This window comes from Streptomyces sp. NPDC059009 (assembly GCF_042740175.1).
Classification (GTDB): Bacteria; Actinomycetota; Actinomycetes; order Streptomycetales; family Streptomycetaceae; genus Streptomyces.
Map to the genome: position 1 here is coordinate 64,551 of NZ_JBHYJB010000047.1, position 22,123 is coordinate 86,673.

General features: G+C 74.8%; 17 protein-coding genes. 9 read left to right on the forward strand and 8 right to left on the reverse strand.

From position 1 onward, the window contains the following. Positions 1-37: 37 nt before the first annotated feature. From ACFWYM_RS36580 to ACFWYM_RS36590, 3 genes are read left to right on the forward strand one after another with little or no spacing between them, the layout of a single operon-like run. Positions 38-1,060 carry an alpha/beta hydrolase gene (locus ACFWYM_RS36580; RefSeq protein WP_384847117.1) on the forward strand — a complete coding sequence of 341 codons (1,023 nt, stop codon included), beginning with the start codon at positions 38-40 and terminating at the stop codon, positions 1,058-1,060. After that, the gene (locus tag ACFWYM_RS36585; RefSeq protein WP_384847119.1) at positions 1,057-2,355 is read left to right on the forward strand and encodes an ATP-grasp domain-containing protein; all 1,299 of its coding nucleotides are present in this window, start codon (positions 1,057-1,059) and stop codon (positions 2,353-2,355) included. The genes ACFWYM_RS36580 and ACFWYM_RS36585 overlap by 4 nt, the downstream gene beginning before the upstream one ends. Before the next feature lie 24 nt (positions 2,356-2,379). Continuing rightward, positions 2,380-3,573 carry a glycosyltransferase gene (locus ACFWYM_RS36590; RefSeq protein WP_384847121.1) on the forward strand — a complete coding sequence of 398 codons (1,194 nt, stop codon included), beginning with the start codon at positions 2,380-2,382 and terminating at the stop codon, positions 3,571-3,573. Positions 3,574-3,585: 12 nt separating this feature from the next. Here ACFWYM_RS36590 and ACFWYM_RS36595 read toward each other — a convergent pair whose 3' ends face one another. The 4 genes from ACFWYM_RS36595 to ACFWYM_RS36610 all read right to left on the reverse strand — a co-directional run bounded on the left by ACFWYM_RS36595 (position 3,586) and on the right by ACFWYM_RS36610 (position 8,445). Further along, positions 3,586-4,812 (reverse strand): helix-turn-helix domain-containing protein, encoded by a 1,227-nt coding sequence (locus ACFWYM_RS36595; protein WP_384847123.1) that lies wholly within the window; start codon positions 4,810-4,812, stop codon positions 3,586-3,588. 300 nt (positions 4,813-5,112) lie between these two features. Continuing rightward, on the reverse strand, positions 5,113-5,844 hold the full coding sequence (locus ACFWYM_RS36600; RefSeq protein ID WP_384847125.1) for an HAD family hydrolase: 732 nt from the start codon (positions 5,842-5,844) through the stop codon (positions 5,113-5,115). Beyond that, entirely contained in the window at positions 5,841-7,124 is a 1,284-nt protein-coding gene (locus tag ACFWYM_RS36605; RefSeq protein WP_384847127.1) for an MFS transporter, read from the reverse strand. The genes ACFWYM_RS36600 and ACFWYM_RS36605 overlap by 4 nt, the downstream gene beginning before the upstream one ends. Continuing rightward, on the reverse strand, positions 7,108-8,445 hold the full coding sequence (locus ACFWYM_RS36610; protein ID WP_384847129.1) for an NAD-dependent epimerase/dehydratase family protein: 1,338 nt from the start codon (positions 8,443-8,445) through the stop codon (positions 7,108-7,110). The genes ACFWYM_RS36605 and ACFWYM_RS36610 overlap by 17 nt, the downstream gene beginning before the upstream one ends. A 168-nt stretch (positions 8,446-8,613) precedes the next feature. Between ACFWYM_RS36610 and ACFWYM_RS36615 the strand changes: the two genes are divergently transcribed. Beyond that, entirely contained in the window at positions 8,614-10,065 is a 1,452-nt protein-coding gene (locus ACFWYM_RS36615; protein WP_384847131.1) for a trehalose-6-phosphate synthase, read from the forward strand. Positions 10,066-10,112: 47 nt separating this feature from the next. Here ACFWYM_RS36615 and ACFWYM_RS36620 read toward each other — a convergent pair whose 3' ends face one another. Both ACFWYM_RS36620 and ACFWYM_RS36625 read right to left on the reverse strand, forming a co-directional pair. Beyond that, the gene (locus ACFWYM_RS36620) at positions 10,113-11,498 is read right to left on the reverse strand and encodes a LuxR C-terminal-related transcriptional regulator (protein WP_384847133.1); all 1,386 of its coding nucleotides are present in this window, start codon (positions 11,496-11,498) and stop codon (positions 10,113-10,115) included. A gap of 248 nt (positions 11,499-11,746) precedes the next feature. Further along, a complete protein-coding gene (locus tag ACFWYM_RS36625) occupies positions 11,747-13,855 on the reverse strand; it encodes a BTAD domain-containing putative transcriptional regulator (protein WP_384847135.1) in 2,109 nt (702 codons plus the stop codon). Between the two features lie 345 nt (positions 13,856-14,200). Between ACFWYM_RS36625 and ACFWYM_RS36630 the strand changes: the two genes are divergently transcribed. From ACFWYM_RS36630 to ACFWYM_RS36645, 4 genes are all read left to right on the forward strand, one after another. Further along, a complete protein-coding gene (locus tag ACFWYM_RS36630) occupies positions 14,201-15,340 on the forward strand; it encodes a YcaO-like family protein (RefSeq protein WP_384847137.1) in 1,140 nt (379 codons plus the stop codon). After that, positions 15,337-16,653 carry a TfuA-like protein gene (locus tag ACFWYM_RS36635; protein ID WP_384847138.1) on the forward strand — a complete coding sequence of 439 codons (1,317 nt, stop codon included), beginning with the start codon at positions 15,337-15,339 and terminating at the stop codon, positions 16,651-16,653. The genes ACFWYM_RS36630 and ACFWYM_RS36635 overlap by 4 nt, the downstream gene beginning before the upstream one ends. A gap of 259 nt (positions 16,654-16,912) precedes the next feature. Then, entirely contained in the window at positions 16,913-18,502 is a 1,590-nt protein-coding gene (locus ACFWYM_RS36640) for an SDR family NAD(P)-dependent oxidoreductase (protein ID WP_384847140.1), read from the forward strand. 101 nt (positions 18,503-18,603) lie between these two features. Then, positions 18,604-19,131 (forward strand): methylated-DNA--[protein]-cysteine S-methyltransferase, encoded by a 528-nt coding sequence (locus ACFWYM_RS36645; RefSeq protein WP_384847142.1) that lies wholly within the window; start codon positions 18,604-18,606, stop codon positions 19,129-19,131. Positions 19,132-19,219: 88 nt separating this feature from the next. Here ACFWYM_RS36645 and ACFWYM_RS36650 read toward each other — a convergent pair whose 3' ends face one another. Next, positions 19,220-19,888 (reverse strand): response regulator, encoded by a 669-nt coding sequence (locus ACFWYM_RS36650; protein ID WP_384847144.1) that lies wholly within the window; start codon positions 19,886-19,888, stop codon positions 19,220-19,222. Beyond that, entirely contained in the window at positions 19,872-20,954 is a 1,083-nt protein-coding gene (locus ACFWYM_RS36655) for a sensor histidine kinase (RefSeq protein ID WP_384847146.1), read from the reverse strand. The genes ACFWYM_RS36650 and ACFWYM_RS36655 overlap by 17 nt, the downstream gene beginning before the upstream one ends. A gap of 325 nt (positions 20,955-21,279) precedes the next feature. Between ACFWYM_RS36655 and ACFWYM_RS36660 the strand changes: the two genes are divergently transcribed. Further along, the gene (locus tag ACFWYM_RS36660; RefSeq protein ID WP_384847148.1) at positions 21,280-22,107 is read left to right on the forward strand and encodes a response regulator transcription factor; all 828 of its coding nucleotides are present in this window, start codon (positions 21,280-21,282) and stop codon (positions 22,105-22,107) included. The last annotated feature ends 16 nt before the right edge of the window (positions 22,108-22,123 follow it).

Sequence of the window (22,123 nt, forward strand, 5' to 3'; positions counted from 1 at the left end):
CCCCGGTCGTACGCGACGACGAAGGACGGACGCCACCATGACGATCACCCCGGCACCCCCGCGCACCGACAGCGGCGCGGGCCACCATCCGCCGTTCGACCGGGAGTTGGCGGCCCCGCTGCGCGCGATCCTGGACGACCTGCCGATGCCGCTGACGCCCGAACGCGTCGGCGACCGCCGCCGCAGGTCGCGCGCGGGCATGCTCACCGACGCCGACATCCGCCGCGGCGGGGCGTTCACGACCGAGGAACTCACGGTGCCGGGCCCGCCCGGCGCACCGGCGCTCTCGCTGCTCGTGTGCCGCCCGACCGCTCCGGGCGGACCGCTCCCGGCCGTCTACCACACCCACGGCGGCGGCATGGTCGCCGGCAGCCACCGCAGCACGGAGCTGGCCGGAGAGCTCGACCGGGCGCAGGAGCTGGGCCTGGCCGTGGTCTCGGTCGACTACCGGCTTGCCCCCGAACACCCGGACCCGGCCCCGGTCGAGGACTGTTACGCGGGCCTGGTGTGGCTCGCCGAGAACGCCGCGGACCTGGGGATCGACCCGTCGCGCCTGGTGCTCAGCGGCAACAGCGCGGGCGGCGCCCTCGCGGCCGGACTCGCCCTGCTCGCCCGGGACCGCCAAGGGCCCCGTCCCGTCGGGCAGTTGCTGCAGTTCCCGATGCTGGACGACCGCTGTGTCACGGACTCCGTCATCCGCCTCGAGCACGTGGGGCTGTGGGACGGCGCGTCCCACCGGGCGGGCTGGGACGCGCTGCTCGGCGAGCGGCGCGGGACGGCGGACGTGTCGTGCTACGCGGCCCCGGCGCGCGCCGCCGACCTGGCCGCGCTGCCCGCGGCGTTCATCGAGGCCGGGTCGGTGGAGGCGGTGCGGGACGAGGCCGTCGCGTACGCCTCCGGGATCTGGCGGGCGGGCGGTGCGGCCGAACTGCACGTGTGGGCGGGGGGCTTCCACAGCTTCGACGAGTGGGTGGCGGACGCGGAGATCTCGCGCGCCGCCCACCGGGCCCGCATCTCCTGGCTGCGGCGCGTCCTCGCGGATGCCGGGGAGGCACGATGAGCGCCCCCCGGCTGCTGTTCATCGGCGGCGCCAACCCGCTGCCGTCGAGCATCGACATCGCCACGCGCGCCATCGAGGAGGCCCGCGCCCGCGGCATCCACGTCCATCTCCTGCACACCGAGGCGGCGTCGGCGGCCACGGCTGAGGTGACCGCGCTGGCCGACGCGGTGTCGGCGGTCGATCCCGACGACGCGGACGCGGTCGAGCGGTGGGTGCGCGCCCGGCTCGCCGAGGGTGAGCGCTTCGACCTGGTGCTCGGCCTCCGCGACCCCCTGCAGGAGTCGGTGTCCCGGGCCGCGCGGCTGCTCGAAGTGGCGGGCAACTCCTCCGAGGCGGTGCGCCGGGTGCGGAACAAGGACGCCTGCCGGGCCGCCCTGGCCGCGGCCGGTTTCCGCCAGCCCGCGGTGCGGCTGTGCACCTCACTGGAGGAGGCCGCGGAGTTCCTGCGCACCTCCCGCGGGCCGTGGGTGGTGAAGCCGCGCGACGGCATGGCCAGCATCGGCGTGCGCAAAGTGCTGGGCGAGTTCGGGCTGCCCGCCGCCCTGGCCGCGTTGCCGGACCCGGAGCTGTTCCTGGTGGAGGAGTTCGTCGCGGGGCCCGAGTACAGCGTGGAGGGCGTCCTGCTCTCGTCCGGGCCCCGGGTGCTCGCCGTGACGGCGAAACAGGTGCTCGAGCCGCCGCACTTCGTGGAGATCGGGCACGTGCTGCCGGCCGAACTCCCCGAGGAGACCCGGCTCGACGTCGAGCGGCAGGTGGTGGCCGCCTTCGACGCGCTCGGGCTGCGCTTCGGGGTGTTCCACGCCGAGCTGTGGCTCACGGCGGACGGGGTCGTCCTGGGCGAGGTGCATGTGCGGCCGGGCGGCGACTGGCTGCATCTGCTGCTCGCCCACGCCCTGCCGGGACTTGAGCTGTTCGGCCTGCTCTACGACGACGTCCTCGGGCAGGAGCGGGTGCCGGAGGGCGGCCGGCCCGCCGTGCGCCGGGCGGCGGCGGTCCGCTTCCTCACGGCCCCGCCGGGCCTGCTGGCCGGTGTCGACGGCTGGGACGACGTGACCGCCCATCCCGATGTGCTGCGCGCGGAGCTGACGGTGACGCCGGGCGAACTCATCGCCCCCGTAAGGCAGTCCGCGGACCGGGCGGGCTATCTCGTCGTCGGCGCGGACAGCCCGGCGCGGGCGCGTGAGCTGGCGGCGGAGCTGGCGGACCGCGTCACCTTCCGGGTCGACCCGGCGCCCCCGTCCCCGTCCCCGTCCCCGTCCAGCCGGATACCCCTTGGCAATACATTGCCAGGGTAGGCAATATGGCGCCACAATCGTGTCATGGATAATGACGTGACGTTCAGCATCGTGATCCCGTACAAGCGGCGACTGGACAATCTCCGCCTTGTCCTGTCGTCGCTCGCCGAGCAGACCATGCCGAAGGACCGGTTCGAAGTCCTCATCGGCGCCATGGAGTACGCGCCCGAATTCGCCTCTCTGTGCCAGGAGTTCACCGACCGGCTCACCCTCGTGTCGGTGCTCTGCGCGGACGACTGGAACCTGTCCCGCGCCAGGAACCTGGCGCTGCGCCATGTCCACGGCGAGGTGACGCTCATCCTGGACGCGGACATGGTGCTGCCCACGCGGTTCCTGGAGAACCTCCACGACCGGCACTACGCCCACCGGCAGAACGTGTGCGTCGTGGGCCAGATGATCGGCTACGACGACGTCCAGGACGAGGAGGTCGCGGAGGTCGAGCTCGCCCCGTACGGCCACTACCGCGAGGTGCTCGCGCGGATCGAGGCGCAGGACCACGTCGTCATGGACCGGCGCTGGGCCCCGGAACTCACCTCGGCGTTCGGCCGCTTCCCCTGGGTGTACGCGCGCGGCGGCCTGGTGGCCGTGACCACCCGGACCGTGCGCGAGCACGGGCTGACCTACGACGAGGGGTTCGCGGGCTGGGGCCCGGAGGACCAGGAGTGGGCGCTGCGGGTGGCGCGGACCGGGACGCCGATCGTGCTCGGCCAGGAGGTCTACGGTCTCCATCTGCCCCATGCGCGCAGCCTCACCGACAACGGGCGCGAGGCGCAGCGGAACAACCGCTACTACCTGGCCAAGTGGCCGCGCCTCGACCTGGAGCTTGCGCTCGCCTTCGGCTGGCTCGAGACGGACCGGGTGCTGCCGGAGGTGAGCGCCGAACTGGCCGCGGCGGCAGGGCGGTTCGGCCCCGGCCACGCGCTGGGTGTGGTGCGCGGCACGGCGGACGGCCGGAGCGTGATCGCCGTCGGCGCGGCCATCGACACCAGGACCGGGACGCCGGTGCCCGAGGTGGCCGCCCTCTTCGACGGCCGGCTGCCCATGACGGTGCTGCCGCTGACCGGCTTCGCGCTGCCGTACGAGGCCGGGGACGCCGACGAGTGCCGGGTCCTGCCGCCGGTGGCCTCGCTCAGCGAGCGGTACCGCGAGGCGGTGCTGCGCGAGGCCGAGCGCGTCGCCGTGAAGGTCTCGGCGCCGGCCGGTGCCGGGTGGCGCTGAACGGGGGCGCGGTCAGCGGGTGCCGGCGGCTTCCAGCGTCTCGGCCAGGACCCGCCAGATCTCGGCGGCCAGGTCGAGGTTGGACGCACGGCGGGCCTCGTCGCCCAACTCCTTGAGCCGGGCGCGCCCTTGCTTCTGCTTGCCCTCCACGATCAGCAGCTGGGCATCGAGCGTCTGCAGCCGGATCCGGTCCCGGTAGGCGAGCACGAGCTGGTCGAAGTCCACCGCGCCGTAGGCCGCCCTGGCGTCCTCGTACCGGCCGTCCTCGAACGCGAGATGCGCCCGCAGCACCAGCAGCTCCTGCTCCTGCACCGGCGTTCCCACGATCGCGAGCGCCTTCTCCGCCTGGGCGAGACACGCCCGCGCCTGCTTGGTGCGGGCGGGCCTGGACTGCAGGTACAGGGAGGCCGCCGCAAGGCGCAGCCGGGCCCACAGGACCGGGTCGTCGCGGCTGTCCAGCGCCTGCATGGCCTGCGTCAGATAGGCGTGCACCGCCTCGTCGTCCCCGCGGCGCGAGCAGACCGTGGCCGCCGACCACAGCGCCTCCACCCGCAGGGTGTCGCCGCGGTCCCCGACGAGTTCGACCAGCTCTCGCGCGTGCTCCCAGGCGTCCGGCAGCCGCCCGCTCTCCACCTCGACCGAGACCAGGGCCAGCAGCGCCGTGCCGGTGTCCGACGCGGAGAGGCCGGCCTCCCGCGCTTCCCCGTACGCGCTCACGGCGAGCCCGAGCGCGCGCGTGACGTCTCCCCGTGCGCGCAGGCAGCGGGCGAGCTGCGTCCTGGAGCGGCACTGCAGCGCGGGCAGTTCCAGCTCGTCGGCGATCCGGGCCAGCTCTTCGAGGCACTCCTGCTCCTCGGCCCGCTCGCCGCGGCGGCGGCGGTACCCGGCGATGAGCCACAGCGCCTGCCAGCGCACGAGGGGCTCCTCATCGCCCCCGGCGGCGAGCGCGCCGATCAGGTCCTCGACGGCCTCGTCGCCGCCCGCGGAGGCGGCGATGCTCAGGTGCCGGGTCAGCGCACTGCCGCCGCCGCCCGCGGACGGGGCCGAGAACGCCGAACGGTCCACGTCCAGCCGCTTGGCGAGGTAGGTGATGACCCGCTCCGTGGGCTGGCGCGCGCCCGATTCGAGGCGGGACAGATAGCCCGTGGAGATCTCTCCGTCGACGAGGGCGGCCTGGGACAGCCCGCGCTGCAGGCGCAGTGCCTTGAGGCGTGCTCCGAAGGACGTCTCTGCTGTCATGTGAGTCCTGCCATCGCTCTTGTCTGCGGCCTTGACCGCAACCCGCGGCCAGGACCTGGGCATCTTAACCTTCTCTGCATTCGAGAGGCAATAGTTTTGCCAAGGATCCGGCACATCAGAGCCAGGTCAATCCTACGCAAGGGACGTGACGGTGCCCGCAATTCTTGACAAACAGGCTTGCCAGCTGGCTGTGCGGCGCCGAAAGCTGGCCTGTGAGCTACTTTCCTTTCCGGGACTCTCTGTCGGGAGACGCCATGTGCACAGCCACCACCGCCCCCTCGCCCGCGAACCCGCTGCCCGTCAGCGGGAACGGAAACGGAGACGGTGAGATCGACTGGCCCTGAGCGGCAACGCGGAGGCCAGGCCGCGTGGCCGGCCGAGGGACCGGTCCGCGGGCAGGATGCGGACCGCGAGACCCACGGCCGCCGCGGCGCCGTCCTTGTCCGGGTCGTCGCCGACCATCAGGGCCCGCCCCGGGGCCACACCCAGGCGGTCGCAGGCCGCGAGGAAGATCGCCGGGTCCGGTTTCTGGGTGCCCAGTTCGCAGGAGAGCACGAAGGCCGAGACCAGGCCGGCGAGACCGGCAGCGGCGAAGGAACCCCGGATGTCCCAGCCGGTGTTGCTGACCACGGCGACCGGGGTGCCCGCCCGGCGCAGGGCCGTGAGGACGGGCCCGGTGTCGGGGTAGGGGCGCCAGGCCCGGACCGCGGTGACGCAGGCGTAGAAGGCGTCCGCGATCAGTGCGTCGCTGCCGGGGGCCGTGCGGGCGAGCTCGGTCCAGGCGCCACGGTGCAGGGCCGGGGACAGATCGGCCTCGGCGCGGCGGGCCCGGCCCTCGGCGGAGTCGACGGTGAGCTGGACGGCCGTGACCAGCTCCGCTGCCTGATGCAGCGTCAACTGTCGTCCGCGGGCCGCGCACTGGGCGGCCAGACGGTCCGGGGTCAGGACCGAGGTGTCGTCGAAGAGGGTGCCCGAGTAGTCGAAGAGGACCGCTTCAGGTGCGCTGTCGCTCTCCTCGTACGCCGCCGTCACCCCCGTATCTCCTTCAGGAGCGGCAGGACCGACAGGACGGTGACGGCGCCGAGCACCAGACACAGCAGCGGCAGGCCGCCGGCGTCGATCAGCGGTCCCGCGAGGGCCACGGTGCCCAGGACCGCGCCCAGGCCCATGGCCGACTCGCCCAGGCCCTCGGCCCGGTGCCGGTACTCGGCGGGGGTGCGCTGCACCACCAGCGCGCTGCCGCTGATGAGGATGGTGTTCCAGCCCAGGCCGAGCAGCAGAATGCCCACAACGGTGGCCCAGGCGGGGATCGTCGACGCGAGGGCCACCAGGGGCAGCGCCATCAGCAGGACGGTCGCGCCGCACAGCGCGGTGAGCCCGCCGCCGACCCGGTCGTTGAGGCGGCCCGTCAGCGCGGAGGGGCCGAACATCAGCAGCACGTGCCCGGCCACCAGCACCCCGATCATCTGGAGCGTCCAGTGGTGGGCGTGCAGATGCACGGGGGCGGCCGCCATCGCCGTGACCATCGTCAGATTGGCGCAGCCCATCACGGCCAGGGCGGGCAGGGGCACGCGGGAGCCGCGACGGCCCGGGGCCGGACGGGGGGCGGCGGCGGGCGCGGCGCTGCGGGGCGTGTGGGCCGTGGTGCGCCGCAGCCGCAGCTGCAGCCGCAGGGTCACGATCGCGGCGGTGGGGAAGTTGAGTGCGGCGAGCAGGAACAGGCCGGTGGCCCCGGGCAGGCCCAGGGCGCGGGCGGGCACCTCGGCGGGACCCATCAGAGCGGGCCCGATGACGGCGCCGACGGTGACCGCGGTCATCACGGTGCTCACCGCGCGCCCGGCACCGGCCGCGGGCGCGGCGTCGGCGGCCACATAACGGCCGAGCATCACCGCGGTGTTGCCGGTGCCCAGCAGGAAGCTGCCGAACAGCAGGAGCGCGGCGCTGCCGGTGGCCGCCGCGGCGATGACCAGCAACGCCCCGGCCGTGGCCACCGCGTAGGCCGCGGCCAGCCCCGCGGCGCGGCCGTGGCGGCGCATCAGCGCCGTGGTCAGCGGCGCCGATCCGGCGGTGCCCAGGACGAGCAGGCCGAGCGGCAGCGTGGTGAGCGCCGTGGAGCCCATGATGTCCCCGGCGATCAGCGGTCCCGCGGTGCCGCCCGCGGACAGGCCCAGGGCGCCGATGGCCTGGGCCACAAGGAGCGTCCGCAGCTGCGGGGCCCGGCGGGAGCCCGCCGCGGCGGGCGGCGGCGTGGTGCGCGTGGCCGCCCCGCCCGTGATGGTCGGTGCCCCTGCGGGCTCAGGCGTCGGTCGCATCGTCGCTCCCTCGGGTAGCGGCCTCGTCCGGGGCCGTCGACAGTCCGGCGTGCTTGCGGATCAGGCCGTCGACGCGCAGGTGTTCATCGCTCATGGACGGCCGGTGGGGTTCGGTGAGACGGGCGATACGGAGTACGGAGGCGGGGTCCGCGGTCGCCACGGCGTGGCCGAGGAGGCTCCACGCCAGGGCGTCGAAGACTCCGCGGATCTCGTCCTGGCGGGTGGTGCGGGCGCAGACCCACGCCAAGTGGGCGTAGCTCTCGCGCAGTTCGGGGGTGAGGGCGGCGCGGCCGACGGCGCAGTCCACGCCGCCGACGGGCGCCGGCACCACCGTGGGTGCTTCGAGACCGTTGATGAGGGGGCTCACGTCGCCGCTGTGGCGCGGGTCGTACAGGCCCGGATACGGCCGCTTCTCGTAGCCCGGCTCGTGGCCGACGACCTCGATGCGCCCGGTGCGGCCCGACTCGGCGACCGCGCCGAGCGCGAGGTCGTGCAGCGCCACCGGCCAGCCCAGGTCGTGGATGGCGTACAGCCGGAACGTGTCGTCGGGCGGGGCGAGCGCCGCGGTGAGCAGCAACTGGGCCGATTCGCGGGCCGACTGGACGTAGAACACCGTGTCCTTGTCGTGCAGCCGCAGCGGCTCGTCGGCCCGGCACCAGGTGCGGAAGCGGTCGAGCACGATGGCGTTGTCGACGACGTGGGTGAAGCGCACCGCCGAGGCGGCCACGGCACCGCGGGCGGCCGCGTCCGCGACGAGCCACTCGCCGGTGCGCTTGGACTGGGCGTAGACGTCGCTGGTGTAGGGGCGCAGGGCCTTGCCGGTGGACGCGTACACCAGCCGCCCGGTCCCGGCGGCCGCGCACGCGTCGATGACGTTGCGGGTGCCGAGGACGTTGGTGGTGACGGTGCGGGCCACCTCCCGCTCGGCCAGGCCCGGGTCGCGCTGGGCGGCGAGATGGAAGACCAGGTCGCAGCGGAGGTCGACGAGCAGGGCCGTCAGGGCGTCGGCGTCGCGGATGTCGAGGGTGACGTGTTCGACCCCGTCCGGCAGGTCCGGCCGTTCCTCGAGCCCGATGCCGACGACCCGGCGGGGGGCGTACGGCGCCAGCTCCCGCAGCAGGGCCCGGCCGACGCAGCCCGCCGCCCCGGTGATCACGACGGTGCGGCCGTCGATCAGGCTCCGCGCCTCCTGCCGGGGCAGGCCGATCGTGCGGTCCCGTACGGCGAGATAGTCGCGGAAGGCGTTCAGGCTCCGGGCGGGCACGTCCTGCGGCCGCACAGCCGTGGTACACGCGGGCTCGGCATCACCGGTGAAGCTCATACGGCACCTCGCGGATGAGGGTTTCCGGATCCGGTCGCGCCGAGCGTAGGAAGGGTCGATAAATTCTCGATCCATGGCTGAGGAATGGATGACTCCCGCTCCGCCATGGGCAGTTGGAGGGTCTACGGCGCTTGCGCGCGACGGCGGATCCAGGCAGGGGGAAGGGACATGGACATGGGCCGGGAGGGGCGCGCGCGGCTGGTGATCGCCGCCAACCGGGGGCCGGTGGAGCGGCGGCGCGACGCGGACGGGCGGGTCGTGCGGCAGCGCGGCGCGGGCGGGCTGATAGCCGTCCTCGGCCCCGCGCTCGCCTCGCACGGCGGGGTGTGGGTGGCCAGCGCGCTCACGGACGAGGACCGTACGGCGGCACGGGAGTTACGGGCCGCGGGGCGGCTGGACGCCGTCGATCTGCCCGAGGGGGAGATCGGGGTGCGGCTCCTCGCCCATGACCCCGAGGACTACGCGAGCTACTACGGCGCCGTCTCCACGGAGCTGCTGTGGTTCGTGCAGCATCATCTGCCGGTGCCGGCGTCCGGGGCGGACCCGCGCGCGCACTGGGCGGGCTACCGGCGCGTCAACGACGGCTTCGCGGCGGCGTGCGCCGAGGCCGCGGCGCCCGGCGGCGCCGTGCTGCTGCAGGACTACCACCTGTCCCTCGCGCCGCGCCGGCTGCGGGCGCTGCGGCCCGACGTGCGCAGCGCGCACTTCACCATGACGCCCTGGGCCGAGCCGGACCGCTTCGAGGTGCTCGCGGCCGATGTACGGCGGGAGTTGGTGGGCGGGCTGCTCGGCGCGGACCTGGTGTGCTTCCTCGTGCCGCGCTGGGCACAGGCGTTCCTGGGCTGCTGTGAACGGCTCGGTCTCGCCGTCGACCGGGAGCGGCGGGCGGTGCGGGGCGCGGACGGGCGCTGGTCGAGGGTGCGCTGCTTCCCGGTCGGGGTGGACGAGGGCGCGCTGCGGGAGCGGGCCGCGGCCGCCGATGTCCGCGCGCATGAGCGGCAGTTGCGGAAGTCGGTGGGCGAGGACGTCCGGCTCGTGGTGCGGGTGGACCGGATGGAGCCGTCGAAGAACATCCTGCGCGGCCTGCGCGGCTTCGCCCGCTTCCTGGAGCTCCACCCCGAACAGCACGGCCGGGTCGCGCACTTCGTGCTCGCCTATGCCTCGCGCGCCGAGCTCGCCGCCTACCGCACCCTCGCGCGGCAGGTCACCGGGCTCGCCGAGGAGATCAACGGCCGTTACGGTACGGCGAGTTGGCGGCCCGTTCTGCTGGAGACGCACAACGACTTCGGGCGCGGGCTCGCCGCGATGGCGCAGGCGGACGTGCTCGTCGTCAACCCGGTACGGGACGGCATGAATCTCGTGGCGAAGGAGGGGGCCGTCGTCAGCCGCCGCGACCTGGCGCTCGTCCTGTCCCGGCACGCCGGTGCGGCGGACGATCTCGCCGAGGGCTGCCGTCTCGTGGACCCCTTCGACGTGGGGGAGTTGGCCGAGGCCATCGGCGAGGGCCTCGCGCTGCCCGCGGCCGAGCGGGCGGCCCGTCTGGAGCGGCTGCGCAAGGGCGCGGTGGCGCTGCCGCCGGAGCAGTGGCTGCGGGCGGCGCTCGCGGAGCTTGTGCCGTGAAGCCGTGCAGCCGTGCAGCTGCCCCATCGCCACGAGGGGCAGTCGCGCTACGCGGCCGTGTGCTGCTCCCGGGTCCGCCGCAGCCGGTTGGCGACCTGCACCCGGGAGGCGCAGCCGAGCTTGCGCATGACCTTGCGCAAGGTGTTCACGGCGGTCCACTCGGCGATGCCGAGCCGTCGCGCCACCTCACGGTTGGTCAGGCCGTCGGCGACGAGCACGGCCACTTCGCGCTCGCGCGGGGACAGCGAGTCCACGCCGTCGGGGTCCACACCGTCGGAGTCCGCGTCTTCGGCGGGCCCGCCACCGGGCAGGGGCAGCGCGGTGGGCGCCTGCCGCAGCAGGTGTGCGGCGTGGTCCCGGCACACCGAGTCCCAGGCGCCGCGCCGGGTCAGGAACGCCCGTGCGTGGGCGCGCACGAGTCCCGGCATCCGGAAGCGCAGGCCGCCGTCGGGCTGTTCCTCGCCCGCGACCAGGCTGTGGTCCAGGAGCTCTTCGAGCGCCTCGTGCGCCCGGTCCGCGCTGAGGCGCAGCGTTCCGGCGACGTCCCCGGCGTCGAAGGACGAGGCGAACACCGCGACGGACGCGAGGAGTCCACGCCGCGGCGGATCCACTCCGCGCCAGCCCTGCTCCAGGGCCTGACCCATCGTCAGGTGCCGTGAGGTGGTGTCGGCGGGGGTGCCGCGCAGCGCGTCGGGCGACTCGTCGAGCTCCCGCAGGAGCTGCGCCGGGGAGGCCGTCTTCAGCCGGGCCGCGGCGAGTTCGACGGCCAGCGGCAGCCCGTCCAGGCGCCGGGTCAGCTCCGCGACGGCGGCGCTGTTCGTGTCGGTGAGCCGGAAGCCGGGGCGCACCGACCGGGTGCGGTGCAGCAGCAGCCGCACCGCCGGTATCCGGCCGAGCCGCTGCGGGTCCGCGGCGTCGGCGGGCGTGGGCACGGCCAGCGGGTCGAGCCGCACCCGGCGTTCCTCGTACAGCCCGAGGGGGCGCGGGGTGACGGTGAGGATCCGGGGGCCGCCCGCCGCGCCCGCGAGACGCTCGACGAGCGGTGCGACCTCACGGCGCGTCCGGGTGCCGCCGTCCAGGATCAGCAGCGTGCCGTCGGCCGCCGCCTCGTGCAGCGCGTCGATGCCGTCGGTGCCCCGGCCGTCGTCGCCGCGCGGGTCCAGGGTGTCGAGTTCGGCGAAGCACACCCGCGCGAAGTGGTGCCCGGCGTCCCGGAACACCGCCGCGGCCAGTCGGCTCTTGCCCACGCCCACGGGTCCGGTGAGGGTGAGCGGGCCGGTGTCGTCGGACGTCAGCAGCCGCAGCAGTTCGGAGAGTTCGGATGCGCGGCCGACGAGGGGGGTGAGCGGGATACGGCCGGGCCCCCGGCTCCGGCGCCCGCCGCCGTCCTCGAGGGAGTCACGGTCGTAGCAAGACAGGCCGTCATCGACCACTGTTCCGTCCTTCCGCCGATGCCGTCGGGTGGGTGGAAGGCGAGACTCGCAGCGGCGGGTCAAGAGACGCACAGAAGACCCTCAAGAACCGCACAAGTGCCTGTTCGGCGCGGGTGCGCGGACGGGTCGAGCGCGACCGTCCGTCCTGCCTGCCCCGGCAGGACGGACGGCGCTCCCGGGGCGGTTCCCGCGATCCGCGCCACGTCCCCAGACTGCGCGGGGTCGCTCAAGGGCGTGTGAAGGAACGCTCAGGCACCGGCCAAGGCCCTGGTCCTGGCGGCCGCGGCGGACCCGCGCCGCCCGGTGCGCGACGGAACTCCGGGGCCCCGGACGGGCAGTGGCGCGGCAGCGCACCGGTCGTCGGGCACGTCGGGCACGGCGACGAGCGCACGGCCGGGCGTGCCCGCGCCGCCGGTGGCCAGCGCGGTGAGCCGCAGCAGCTCCGGTATCCGGAACCGGAGGTCGTGGCGGGGGCCGACGAGCTCCAGGGCGTGCTGGTCGAGCAGCGCGCCGAGCACGCGCTCCGTCTCGGGGTCCGCCGTGCCGAGCGCCCGCGCGGCGGTGCGCGGTCCGAAGGAGACGGGCCCGGTGCCCGCGAGGAGCCACAGGGACCGCCGGTCCGCGGCGGGCAGCCGGTGCAGCGCGCCTTCCAGCCGGGCCTGGATGTCGAAGACGTCGCTGCGGAGTTCGGTGAGCCGGCGGTGTTCGTCCTCGAGCCGGCGGGCGAGCGCCGCCGCTCCCCACATCCGCCGGGCGGCGAGCTTCTCCCCGGCCGCGCGCACCGCGAGCGGGAGGCGGCCGCAGAGCCGGACGATGCGGGCCATCGCCTCGACCTCGTCCTCGCCCTCGTCGTCCTCGTCATCGTCGGCGTCGGCGTCGGCGGCGGCGCCGAGGCCGTCGAAGCGGTCCGTGACCTCGGTGATCCCGGTGAGCAGACGCAGGGCGTCCGCGGCGGCCGGCGGCCCGAGTTGGAGGAGCCGTGCGCCGGGCAGCCCGCCGAGGCGCACCCTCGAGGTGATCAGGACGGTGCTGCGCCCGCTGCCGGGCAGCAGCGGAAGCACCTGATCCGCTCCGGCGGCGTCGTCCAGGAGGATCAGCAGCGCCCGCCCGGCCGACCAGGTCCGAAAGGCACGGGCCCGGCCCTCGGCCGCTTCGGGGATGTCCTCGGGCCGCATGCCGGTGTCGTGCAGGAGCGCACGCAGGACGTCGGCCGGGTCCAGCGGGCGGTCGTCGGCGTCGTGCAGCACGGCGTACAGCTGGCCGTCGGGGAAGTGTTCCTTGAGCGCGTGGGCGGCGTGCACGGCCAGGGTGGTCTTGCCCGACCCGGCCGTGCCGTTGAGGGTGATCACGGTGGGCGCGGCACCGGGGCGGCCGGTCCTGCCGAGGTCGAGGACGCGGCGCAGCTCGTCCGCGCGTCCGGTGAAGTCGGCGGTGTCCGCCGGGAGATGGGCCAGGGGCGGCCGGTCGGGGCGGGTGCCGGTGGGGTGGTGGGCCGATGGGCCGCGGTCGTCGGGGACCGGCAGGTCGAGGGCGGGCGCCTGGGTGAGCACGTCCTGGTGGAGGGCGCGCAGGCGCTGGGATGGCTCGATGCCGAGCTCGCCGACGAGGTTCCCGCGCAGCCGCCGGAAGGCGTCGAGGGCCGTGGCCCGGTGGCCCGCACGGTGGGCGGCCGTCATCAGCTGGGCGGTGAACTCCTCGTTGCCCGGGTGGGCCAGGGTCAGTCCCGCGAGTTCACCGAGCACCGCGCGGTGGCGCCCGAGGCGCAGGTCCGCGGCGATGCGCTGTTCGAGGGCGCCGAGCCGGGCGTCGTCCAGCTGGGCGATGCGCGCCGCGAGCAGCGGGCCCGCCTCGAGCCCTGCGAAGGCGGGCCCCCGCCACAGGTCGAGCGCCGTGCGCAGCGAACGGGCGGCCGCCGCGTCGTCGTCGCGCTCCTGGGCCTGGCGGGCCCCGGCCACCGCGTGCTGGAAGGCCCACAGGTCGAGCTGGCCGGGCCGCAGCCGCAGCAGATAGCCGCCCGGCCGCGTCTCGATGCCCGCCCCGCTCTGCGGCGACTGCCCGAGGGCCTGGCGGAGTTGGTAGACGTACGTCTGGACGGCCTGGCGGGCGCGCCGAGGCGCCGTGCCGTCCCACAGTTCGTCGACGAGCGCGGTCACGGGGACGGCGTGGTTGGCGTGCAGCAGCAGCACCGCGAGCAGGCGGCGCGCCATGGGAGCGGAGGGAGTGCGGTCCGCTCCCCCGCTGTGGAGTTCGAGCGGCCCCAGGACGCCGATCCTCAGCCCCGGGCTGCCGGGGGCGCCTGCGGGGGCTGCGCCCGCAGGCACTCCCGAGGGCCCGGCCTCAACAGGCTTTCGCTGCATGGGAGTTCCTTAACTGTCGGCTGCCGCGCTGCTGCGCTGAACCAGCGTAGAAAAGCCAATAACAGCCACAGTTCAGAGCAAACACAGACAAACCGCAGAGCGGTGTACGCAGTGCGGCAGGCCGTCGCCAGGGAGCGCCTCGCGGGCGGCGGGGCACCGTCACCGCGGTCCTCGCGACCGGACCGCGGCGCCGTCGCGCTCCGCCGCCCGCCGGTGCGGCATCACACACATTTGCCCCAGCGCTGAAGCCGCCATCGCACAGGAGTGACACGCCGTTTGGGCGGCGGCGCCGATGCTGGACGTGCGCCCCCGCACAGGGCCGCGGACCGGGAGAAGGAGCCACGCGTGAAGAAGGTGCATTTTGACGGCACGCATCGCGTCCGGCGTCCGGAGGAGACCTGGGCGGCGATCGACGCGCGGCGGGAGGCGTTCGGGATCACCCGGGTCGCCGACGTCACCGGCCTGGACACCCTCGGGGTGCCGGTGGTGATGGCGGTGCGGCCCGCCGCCAAGTCGCTCACCCTCTCGCCGGGCCAGGGCACTTCGCTGCTGCTCGCCCGGATCTCCGCCGTGATGGGGGCCATGGAGCGGTGGCACGCCGAGTACGCCTGCCCGCTGCCCGAGCTGCGGCGGGCCCCCGCCTGTGACCTCGAACTCCCGTACAAGCTCGAGGAGTTGCCGCATGCCGAGGGCAGCCTCCTCGGCGAGCGCACCCCGCTGGACTGGGTGTCGGCCGCCGAGGTGGCCGGTGGCGCCGGGGCCCTGGTGCCACGGGACTGTGTCGCCCTCGACCACCAGGTCGCCGACGCCTGGCAGCCGCCGCTGCTGAGCGCCTCCACCGCCGGTCTGGCCGGCGGCAACAGCTACGACGAGGCGGTCGCGCACGCCCTGTACGAGGTGATCGAGCGGGACTGCGGGGCGGCCGCCGGGGCCGTGGCGGACGCGCGGCCGGCGCGCGTGGACCCGACCACGGTGGATGACCCGCAGAGCGCGGCCGTGCTGCGGCGGATCGCCGCGGCGGGCGCCCGGACCGAGATCGTGAGCGTGCCCAACCGCTGGGGCCTGCCCTACTTCGTCTGCTCCGTACGGTCGGCCGGCTTCCCCGCCCCGGCCGTCGGCTCCGGTCTGCACAGCTCGCCGGAGATCGCCCTCGGCCGCGCCCTGGCCAAGGCCGCGCAGCACCGCCTCACGGCGATCGTGGGCGGCCTCGACGACCTGCCCGCCCCGGCCTTCGTCCCCCCGGCCCCGGCCAGGTCCGTGCCGTGGCAGGAAGTCAGCGGGCCCGGGCGGGAGTTCACCGAGGACACCCAGGAGACCCAGTGGCTCGCGGGCCGGCTGCGGGCGGTGACCGGGCGCCCGCCGCTGGTCGTCGACCTGAGCACCGAGGACGACTTCAGCGTGGTCAAGGTGGTGGCCCCGGGCCTCGGCGGCGGCCGTCCCGGCTCCCCACCGCCCGATCTCGCGCCTTCGGAGGTGGCCGCGTGACCACGCATGTGTACGCCGGTCCCACGATGACCGTGGCCGAGGTCCTGGAGAGCGCCCCGTACGCCGTGGTGCATCCGCCGGTGCGCCACGGCGACCTGCTGACCCTGGACCCGGACCGGGACGACACCGTGGTCCTCATCGACGGGGAGGGCCGCCCGGACACCCCCGTGCGGCACAAGGAGATCATCGACGTGCTGAGCCGCGGCACCCGCGTCATCGGCGCCGCCGGCATCGGCGCCCTGCGCGCGGCCGAGCTGTGGCCCTACGGCATGCAGGGCGTGGGCGTGGTCTTCGGCATGTACGTCCAGGGTGCCCTGGACGCCGACGACGAGGTCGTCGCGGGCCGCCCGGAGCCGGGCGGGGGCGAGCCGGGCGGGGGCGAGCCGGGCACGGTCCCGCTGGTCGATCTGCGCTGGGACATCGCCAACGCCGTCGCCGAGGAGGTCCTCGGTGCTGCCGACGCCGCCGTGCTGCTCGACGTGGCCAAGGGCCTGCACCACACCCGGCGGACCTGGCCCGCCCTGGTCGAAGGCGCGCGCGAGGTGACCTCCGGCGCCGGTCACGCCGCCCTGACGCTGCGTCGGTTCACCGACGACAACCCCGGGACGGGCGCCCTCACACACCGGGACGCGGTGGACGCCCTCTACTGGGCGGCGCGGGACGGGGGGCCCGCCCCGCTCGCCACGACCCCGGCCTGGCTGGTGCCGCGCACCGCGCATCTGGAGCGCTGGCGCGCCGACCACCTTCCCGCCCTGGCCCACCGCCATCCCGCGACCGTCTCGGCGCGCGACGTCCTGCGCTTCCAGCAGCTGTACGCCCCGGACTTCCCGAGCCGCTACCGAAGGTTCGCCCTGACCAGGATCGCGGGCGAGCGGCTGCGCGGCTCCGACCGGGGCCTGGTGTCCGCCGCCCTGGAGGCCGCGGGTGAGCGCGGCATCGCGCCGAGCCTGCTGTCCGGTCAGGCGTGGGCGTACTGGCTCACCCCGAAGGAGCTGCGGCAGCTGAGCATCGAGTCCCGGCTGCTCACCCTGCTCGTCCGCTCGTTCCGCGAGGCGCCGGGCACGGCACCGTTCCACGGCGTGCCCGCCGAGCTGCGCGGCACGGACCGTGTGTGGGCCGACAGCGCGGACGCGGTGTCGGCGGCCGACCAGGCCGGCGCCGGGGCGGACCGCACCGGCCCGGCCGTCCGCGTCCACCTGGAGCGGAGCTGGCGGTGCGCGGGCGCGGCGGACCTCACCGCGGCGGCCCGCGACCGGGGTTTCGGCAGCCTCGAGGAGGCCGAGGAGGCGGCGCGCCGCTTCATGTTTACGTGAGGCTTTGCGCAGCGCCACCCAAAGGGAAGGTGAAGCGGAATGCACGAGGCAGGTAAAGGAACTTCACCTTCTCCTCAACTTGACTGGTGGAGCGCGTAGTTGAGGTCAGAGAAAGGCCAACGAAATAGCAACAGGAATTCAACACCCAACGCTTTTCCACTTCTTGACCGGAAATCCTCCGCGCCCATACTCGGAGGCCGGGGCAGACCGCACCGAGGGACCATGACCAGGGCATGGCGGGCACCACGGAGGAATCCCGATGGACGCGCACACCGACACCGACCAGCTCCTGCGCCAGGAAGGGCAGCCGACGACGGCACCGGCCGAACTCCTCACGTACACCACGGTCTGGGAGCCCGCCGAGCTCCCCCCGGCCGGGCCCATGTCCCTCACCGCCCGCGAGACGCTGCTCGTCGTGGACGCCGCGGACAACGGCCGCGCCTGGGCGCCCGGCGCCGCCCGGATGGCCCGGGTCGGCCGTGATGTCGACGCCGACCCGGACTCCTGGGCGGCGTTCCTCGCCGGGCTCCGGTCGGCCGGTCGCGCCCCGCGGGGCCTTGTCTTCGACCTCCCGGCCGCGACCACCCGGCCCGGGCGCGCCATGGAGCTGGTGCTTCCCGCGCTGCTCGCCCTGCGGGCCGCTCACGACGGCGGGCCGCTGCCCGTCGCCTTTCTGGTGAGCGGCCGGGCCCGGCCCGAACTCGCCCCGGTGCTCGGCGCGTTGGCCCGGGCGACGGCCGGGGAGCGGGAGCCGATGACGACGCAGCCGGTGTCCGTGTGCGTCGAGACGGTGCCGCCGGGGGCCGGGGACCCGCTCCAGGTGGCCCTGGCCGAGCTGTCCGCGGCCGAGGCGCCGGGACTCGCCGAGGTCCGGTACACGGACACCGGCCGGCACGTCCGGGTCCTGCACCGGCGCACACGCACCACGGCCGCCGGTCGCCGCCCGGTGTTCCGCGACGGCGGGCGGTATCTGATCACCGGCGGAGCGGCGGGCGCCGGCGCGCGGCTCGCCTCCCTCCTCGCCCACGACCACCGTGCCCGCCTCGTCCTGACAGGCGATCAGGACCCGGACGACGCACAGCGGGCCGGGTTCCGCCGCCTGGAGCGGGCCGGGGCGCACGTGACGTACGTACGCACGGACCTGTCCCGCGCCTCCGACGTCCTCGCGGCCGTGGCCACGGCGCAGCGGGAGTTCGGCGGGCTCGACGGGGTGCTGCACTGCGCGGGCCCCGACGCGGACACACCCCTCGCCGCCGACGGTGCCGGGCCGCTCGGGCGCGGCCTCGCGGCGGAGCTCGACGGCGCCGTCCACCTGGACCGGGCGACCGCGACTCTGCCGCTCGACTTCTTCGTCCTGCTGTCCTCGGCGGCGGCCTACCTCGGGTCCGCCGCTCCTGACCTCCGCGCGGCCGCGGGCCGCGGCCTCGGCGCGCTCGCCGCCGCGCGCGCCGGCCTGGGCGAGACCGGCACCCGGCAGGGCGCGTCGGTCGCCGTGGCCTGGCCGCCGTCGGCGCACGAGGAGTGGCGGGGCATGCTCCCCCTGCCCGCCGACATGAGCCTGCGGGCCCTGTCGGACGCCATCCGCGGCTGGGACACCGAGATCGTCACGGCGTACGGGGACGCACGGCGCATCGACGCGTGGGTGGGCCGGCTGTGCGCCGGGCGCCCGGCGCCGCGGAGCGAGCCGACCGCGGACCGGGCCCCGGTGGCGGACCCCGCCGGGGGCCGTCTGCCCGGCCTGCTCCCGGCCGAGGCCGCACGGCCGCACCGCTCGGCCACGCCGTGCGCGCCCCGCCCCCGCACCGCGCGCCCGGCGGCGGACCCCCTGACGGCGCGGTCGAGGGCGTAACCGGCACCGGATCCACGTCCGAAAACCGCCAGTCGCCGACGCGTGGGAGGGCCACAGTGGTGGGTGCACGGAAAGGTGTGCGCGGACAAGGAGACCCCACCATGACCCTCTACACAGTCGTCGACAGCCCGCTGGGCGAACTGCTGCTCGTGGGCGAGGAGTCCCCGGGCACGCCGGGGCAGGCCGCGCTGGCGTCACTGTCCATGCCGGGGCAGCGCGGCGCACCGCGGATCGAGCCCGGCTGGCAGCGGGCACCGGCGGCGTTCGGTGCGGCCGTCCACCAGCTCCGGGCCTACTTCGCTGGTGAACTCACCACGTTCCAGCTGGAGTTCGCGGCCCGCGGCAGCGCGTTCCAACAGCGCGTCTGGCAGGCCCTCGACACCATCCCGTACGGCAGGACCACGACGTACGGGGCGCTCGCCGAGCGGCTCGGGGTGGAGCGCGAGGAGGTCCGCGCCGTGGGCGCGGCGATCGGGGCCAACCCGCTGCTCCTGGTGCGCCCCTGCCACCGGGTGATCGGCGCCGACGGCTCGATGCGCGGGTACGCGGCGGGCATCGCCCGCAAGGAGGCGCTGCTCACCCACGAGGGAGCGCTGCAGCCGCAGTTGGAGCTGGATCTGGGGCTGTGAGAGCCCGGCCCGCTCAGATCCGACCCGCTCAGATCCGACCCGCTCGGACCCGGCCCGCCCTGACCCGGCCCGCCCTGACCCGGCCCGCTCAGCGCTCGCCGCGCCTCTTCGGCGCCGGGATCAGGGACGCCGCCACCGCCTTGTTGACGGCGTCCAGGCGGGAGACGGCGCCGAGTTTGCCGTAGATGTTGCGCAGGTGGCGCTTCACGGTGCCCTCGGCGATGGAGAGTCTGCGCGCGATCTGGGAGTTGCTCAGGGCCTCGGCGGTCAGGCACAGGACCTCGCGCTCCCTGGCGGAGAGGATCTCGCCCGGGGAGTCGCCGACGCGGTCGAGGCCCTGCTGGGAGACGGAGAGGATCACATGACCCGGTCCGCGGTCGACGATGACGCTGTGGATCGCGGAGAGCAGCTCGTGCCGGGTCGAGCCCTTGACGAGGTAGGCGTTGGCGCCGAGGGCGAGCAGCTCGCGGGCGAGCACCACGTCGTCGTGCATGGTCAGGACGACGATCCTGGAGTGCGGGGAGACGCGGCGCAGTTGGGGAAGCGTCTCGCGCACGCCCTGTCCGGGCATCTCGACGTCGAGCACGACGACGTCCGGGTGGAGTTCGGCCGCCTTGCGGCAGGTGTCCTCCCCGCTGTGGGCGGCGCCCACCACGTCGATGCCGCCGGCCGCGGTGAGGATCTCACCGATGCCTTCGCGGAACAGGGTGTGGTCGTCGGCGATGAGTACGCGTACGGACCTACGTGCCGTCGCCACCTGTCGTCCCCCTCAAAGGTACGAAGACCAGAATCCGGGTGCCCCGGCCCGCCTTGGACTCCACGGCGACGCTGCCGCCGAGGAGTTCGGCCCGCTCCCGCATCGAGAGCATGCCGCTGTGGCCGCGCGGGGCCGTGGTCCGGGGGTCGAAGCCGACGCCGTCGTCCTCCACGACACCCCGCACCTCCCCCGGCGCCACGTGCACCGTCACGGTGATGAGCTTCGCGCGCGCGTGGCGGTGCGCGTTGCGCTGCGCCTCACGGATGATCAGGAACAGCTCCTCGGCGACCCCGGGCTGCAGCCGCGCCTCGTCCCCGGTGACGCTGATGCGCACCTCACCGCCGCCGCCCAGCTCCTCCAGGTCGCGGGCGAGCCCGGTGCGCAGCGGTTCGGTGTCGACGCGGTGGCGCAGGCCCGTCATCACGTCGCGGAGGCTGTCCAGGGACGTGCGCACGATGTCGCGGGCCGAGCCGACCTTCTCGCGGGCCAGTTCGTCGCGGCCGCTCTCCTCGTACAGGTCGTGCAGCTCGAACGAGTTGAGCACGGAGCCCAGCTGCCCCGCCACCTCGTCGTGCAACTCCCGTGCGATCCGGCGCCGTTCGTCGTCGTGGGCGCTGCGGAGACGTTCCAGCAGATAGCCGATGTGGGCGACGGAGCGCGCCGTGTGCCGGGCGACGATCTGACGGTGCAGGAGCGAGAAGAGGACCGCGGTCTCGGCGCTGGAGGGCCGGTCGTCCTCGGGCACGCCCAGCAGGACGACGGTCACGGCGTCGAAGAGGGCGGCCGCCGCCCGGCCCGATTCGACGGGGTGGGTGCGCGGGCCGCCCGGCGGGACCTCGGGGGCGGGTTCCGTACCGTTCGGCAGGTACGTTCCGCGCCGCAGCTCGGCGATGACATGGGCGAGTATCTGCCGGGCCTCGGCCACGTACCGGGTCGCGTTGGGCTCCTCGCGGAGCAGCGAGCTGTCCGTGCTGTGCAGGGACGCCTCGTAGGCGCTCAGCACCTCCTGGGTCCGGCGCTCGAGCAGAGCGGCCGCGGTACTGCGTGTGCCACGCCCCGTCGCCATCCCGCTCACCCCCCTTCCGACCAGCCCAACTCCCCCTGGTCCACGCCGTTCCTGGGTCCGGAACGTACTCGCGCACCCTACCGGTGGCCTCGCGGAGAGCGTCAACATCACGCCGCCGCGGCCCTGTTAAGGGTCGGACGCGCCCGTCGCCCTGCCCCTAAAGACACATCGGCCCGTGTCTCCCTGGGTGCCGGACGGCCCTCCGTTATTGAAGACCGGTCGACTGGCTTGCTATCAAGTGAAAGAGCAAACCGTTCGACAAGTATGTGAATGGCTGAGGGCGCCGCGGGGCGCGCAGGGCTCCGCCGACGGGAGGCACGGATCGATGAACGTTCTGATCGTCGAGGACGACGACGGGGTCGCCGAAGCACTGGAGCAGACCCTCGAGGTCCACGGCCACCATCCGCACCGGGTCTGCACCGGAACCGAGGCGCTCGGGCAGCTCGGCGGCGCCGAACTCGTCCTGCTCGACCTCGGCCTGCCCGACCTGGAGGGGCACGAGGTGTGCCGGCGCATCCGCGAGCGGTCGTGCGTGCCGGTGATAGCGCTCAGCGGGCGCACCGAGGAGCTGGACCGGGTGATGGCGCTGCACCTGGGGGCGGACGACTTCATGCCCAAGCCCGTGGGCCGCTACGAGTTGATCGCCCGCATCCAGGCCGTCACCCGACGCACCGCGGGCTGCTCCCAGCACGCCGCGGCCGACGCGCCCCCCGCCGCCCCGATACCGGCTCAGGCTCCGATACCGACTCCGTCACCGGCGCCGGTGGCACCGTTCCCGGCGCCGGTGGCGACACCATCCGTGCCCCCGTCCCCCGCCGAGCCGGAGCAGCACGGCGCCCACGACGGCGGCCCGCTGCGCGCCGGTCCGCTGCGCCTCGACCCGCGCACCCGCAAGGTCTTCCTCAACGACACCGAAGTGCGCGTCACCCGCAAGGAGTTCAACCTGCTCGCGATGCTGATGGAGCAGCCCGGCACGGTGATGGAGCGGCAGGACATCATGGCCCGGGTGTGGGACGAGAACTGGTTCGGCTCCACCCGCACGCTCGACGTCCACGTGGGTTCGCTGCGCACCAAGCTCGGCAGCACGGAATGGATCGAGACCGTCCGCGGTGTCGGCTACCGGGTGACGGTGCCTGACGCCGTGTACGCCTGAGCCGGGAGGGCCCGCG